This is a genomic window from Actinophytocola sp. (assembly GCF_050699935.1).
GTDB lineage: Bacteria > Actinomycetota > Actinomycetes > Mycobacteriales > Pseudonocardiaceae > Actinophytocola.
On sequence record NZ_JBOHGB010000275.1, the window covers coordinates 1 to 3,630 of the forward strand.

Annotated in this window: 2 protein-coding genes and 2 pseudogenes; 3 read left to right on the forward strand and 1 reads right to left on the reverse strand. The window is 75.2% G+C overall.

What is annotated here, in order from left to right:
- The 3 genes and pseudogenes from ACRDTB_RS37680 to ACRDTB_RS37690 form a co-directional block, all read left to right on the forward strand.
- Positions 1-470, forward strand: a pseudogene (locus ACRDTB_RS37680) (putative protein N(5)-glutamine methyltransferase); the annotation flags it as partial.
- A 77-nt stretch (positions 471-547) separates the two neighbouring features.
- Positions 548-943, forward strand: a complete 396-nt coding sequence (locus tag ACRDTB_RS37685; protein ID WP_431437055.1) for a YciI family protein — start codon at positions 548-550, stop codon at positions 941-943.
- A gap of 170 nt (positions 944-1,113) precedes the next feature.
- Positions 1,114-2,405 (forward strand): annotated as a pseudogene (locus tag ACRDTB_RS37690) (RNA polymerase sigma factor).
- A gap of 8 nt (positions 2,406-2,413) precedes the next feature.
- Here the strand turns inward: ACRDTB_RS37690 and ACRDTB_RS37695 are convergent.
- Positions 2,414-3,630, reverse strand: a 1,217-nt coding sequence (locus ACRDTB_RS37695) for a zf-HC2 domain-containing protein (RefSeq protein ID WP_431437056.1), incomplete at its 5' end; no start/stop codon positions are given.

Below are 3,630 nucleotides of genomic sequence, written 5' to 3' on the forward strand. Positions count from 1 at the left end.
GGTCCGGCGCGGTGGCCGCCGCGGTGGCCGCCACCGTGCCGGACGCCGAGCTGCACGGGACCGACATCGACCCGGCCGCGGTGCGCTGCGCGCGCCGCAACGTCCCGGGTGGACACCTGTACGGGGGCGACCTCTACGAGCCGCTGCCCGCCACGCTCCGCGGCCGGGTCGACGTGCTCGTGGCGAACGCGCCGTACGTGCCCACGGACGCGATCGACCTGATGCCACCCGAGGCCCGCCTCCACGAGCCCCGGGTGGCACTCGACGGCGGTGTGGACGGGCTCGACGTGCTGCGCCGGGTCATCGCCGGCGCGCCGGCCTGGCTCGCGCCCGGCGGTCACCTGCTCGTCGAGACCAGCGACGCGCAGGCGCCGCTGGTGCTGACCGCCGCCCGCTCGGCCGGGTTCGCGGCCTCGCGGGTGGCCCGGGACGCCGGACGCGGGGCGACGATCGTAGATTTCTTTCCGTGAGCTGTCCCGGCGGGGCGGACGGTTCCGACGTCTCCGCGAGTCGCGCCACCCGGGCACGGCAGCTGCGAGGAGTGACGATGAAGTACCTGATGCTCGCCTACACCAACGCGACGGCCTGGCAGGACGCCCTGGCCAACTTCGACCCGGACGCCCCGATGCCGCCGGAGGTGCAGGCCGCCTGCGACTTCTACGAGCAGCTGGGCAAGGAGCTGACCGAGTCGGGCGAGTTCGTCAGCACCGAGGGCCTGGCCGACCCGTCGCACACGAAGACGATCCGCAAGCGCGCCGGCGGCCCGCCGGAGGTCACCGACGGCCCGTACGCGGAGGTCAAGGAGGTCCTGGCGAGCTACGCGATCCTCGACTGCGAGAGCTACGACCGGGCCGTGGAGATCGGCGCCCGGGTCGCCGACGCGGTGGGCGACACGGTCGAGATCCGCCCGATCATGGACGCCTTCGGCGCACCGGACCTGTGACCGCCGCCCACCCGCGAGTCCAACGCTCCCACCCCGCGAGTCCAACACACCGGACCCGCGAGTTGTGGGTTCGCGACCCGGCCAACGAGGCGGCCCACGTCTCGGCCCAAGACGGCGGTGTCGTGGAGACGCGACTCGGCGGGCGGGAACGTCGCACTCGCGGGTCGCGAATGTTGGACTCGCGGGTCGGGGGTGGTGCCGTGACCGGCTCGGTCGAGGGCCTGCTGCGTGACCTCGCGCCGCAGGTGCTCGGCGCGCTCGTGCGGCGGTTCGGGGACTTCGGCGCCGCCGAGGACGCCGTGCAGGAGGCCTTGCTCGACGCCGCCCTGCAGTGGCCGCGCGACGGGCTGCCGGACAACCCGCGCGGCTGGCTGATCCGGGTCGCCCACCGGCGGATGACCGACCACCTGCGTAGCGAGATCGCGCGGCGGCGCCGGGAGGACACGGCCGGCACCCGGATCCCGCGCGACCAGTTCCTCGCGCCCGCCGCCGACGCGCCGCGCGCCCCGGAGTCCGACGACACGCTGGCGCTGTTGTTCCTGTGCTGCCACCCGTCGCTCACGCCCGGCGCGCAGATCCCGCTCACGTTGCGGGCCGTCGGCGGCCTGACGACGGCGGAGATCGCACGTGCGTTCCTGGTGCCCGAGGCCACCATGGCCAAGCGGATCACCCGCGCGAAGCAGCGGATCAAGGACTCCGGCGTCGGGTTCCGCACCCCGCCGGCCGCCGAGCTGCCCGCCCGGCTCGCCCCTGTCCTGCAGGTGCTGTACCTGATCTTCAACGAGGGCTACACCAGCACCGCCGGCCCGGACCTGCAGCGGGTCGACCTCACCGCCGAGGCGATCCGGCTGACCCGCGCGGTGCGCCGGCTGCTGCCCGATGACCAGCAGGAGGTGGCCGGCCTGCTCGCGCTGATGCTGCTGACCGACGCGCGCCGCCCCGCCCGCACCGCCCCGCGGGCGAGCTCGCGCCGATGGCCGAGCAGGACCGCGCGCTCTGGGACCGCGCGTCGATCGCGGAGGGCACGGCGCTGGCCGCCGAGGCACTGTCGCGCACCGAGCGGTTCGGGCCCTACCAGCTGCAGGCCGCGATCGCCGCGGTCCACGACGAGGCGGTGAGCGACGAGGAGACCGACTGGCCGCAGATCCTGGCGCTGTACCAGCTGCTGCGGGCGGTCGCGGACGGCCCGGTGGTGCGGCTCAACCAGGCGGTGGCGACGGCGAAGGTGCACGGACCGACCGCCGGCCTCGCGATCCTGGACGACGCGGCCGCCGACGCCCGCCTGGCCGGCAGCCATCGAGTGGACGCCGTGCGAGCACACCTGCTGGAGGAGGCGGGCGAGACCGAGGCCGCCCGGTCGCACTACCTCACCGCGGCCAGCCGAACGACGAGCCTGCCCGAACGGCGCTACCTGCTGACCCGCGCGGAGCGTCTGTCCGAAATAGACAAATCTGGCCGTTGAGGGCCAAGCTAGTCGTTGAGGGGCCGCCCGGCCGGCCGGTCCCTCCTGGGGGTCTCGGTGGCGCACCCGGGGCCGGTGGTGTCCCGGGCCGGCCCGGCGATCTCGGGTGCGTGTGCTCGGGACGTGTCCCGCTCGATGCGGCCGGGCTCGTCTCTCGCGGGGCGTGCCGAGCTTTCGGCGGTGGTTTCGGCGGTGGTTCCGGCGGCGTCGACGGCTTCGTTCGCGGTGGTGCGGTCGGCTTCGTTCGCCCTGGCGGGATCGAAGCCACGCGCGGCGGCACGATCCGAACCGCGCGCGGCGGCGGCACGATTCGACGCGGACGCGGCGTGGTCCGACGCCGACGCGGCCCGGTCCGACGCCGACGCGGCTCGGTCCGACGCTGCCGTGGCCCGGTCCAAACCCCCCGCGGCGGCGCGGTCCGAGGCGGGCGAGCCAGGTGAGCTGGGCGTGGCTGCTGAGTTGGGCGAGCCAGGAAACAGTGGCGAGTCGGGTGTGGCCGGTGAACCGGACGTGCCGGGCGAGGTTGGCGTGCCGGGTGTGTCGGTGCTCTGCGCGACGGCCGGGGGACGCATGTCGCCCGCCGGCAGCGATGGCCCGGCCGGCTCGGGCGCGGACGACGTGGCGGTGGCCTCGGCCGTGACCCCGGCGGTGACCCCTGCGGAGGCGACGGTCAGCGCGGCGGCCACCTGGACGACCGCCGCCTTCACGGCGACCATGCCGGACGCGGTGGCCTCCGACGCCACGGCCGCGACCCCGCTCGTCACGGCACCGGGCGCGGCACCCGACGCGGCACCCGACGCGGCCGGGAGGTACGCCGCGGCCAGTGGTGCGCCGAGTACGGCCGGGCCGATGACGCCGCGCAGCTCGGCGTTGACCTTGGTCAGGGTGACGGCCCGGCAGCGGCAGTCCGAGCACCGGCTCAGGTGGCGGTTGATCCTGTGGGACAACGGCAACGGGATGCCGCCTCGCACGTACCCGGCCAGCTTGTCGACCGTCGAGCGGCACTCGCGGTGGGACGGCTCGGGGACGTGCATGCGCAGGTATGCCCGCCGCAACCCCTCCCGCGCGCGGTAGGCCAGCGCCGCCACGCTGTTGGGCCGCATACCCAGCAGTGGCGCCACGTGCGCGGGCGACTCGTCCTCGACCTCGGTGTGCCACAAGACCATCCGCCACCGCTCGGGCAGGCTCGCGAACGCGTCCGCGGCGACCGTGGCCTGCCAGCGCT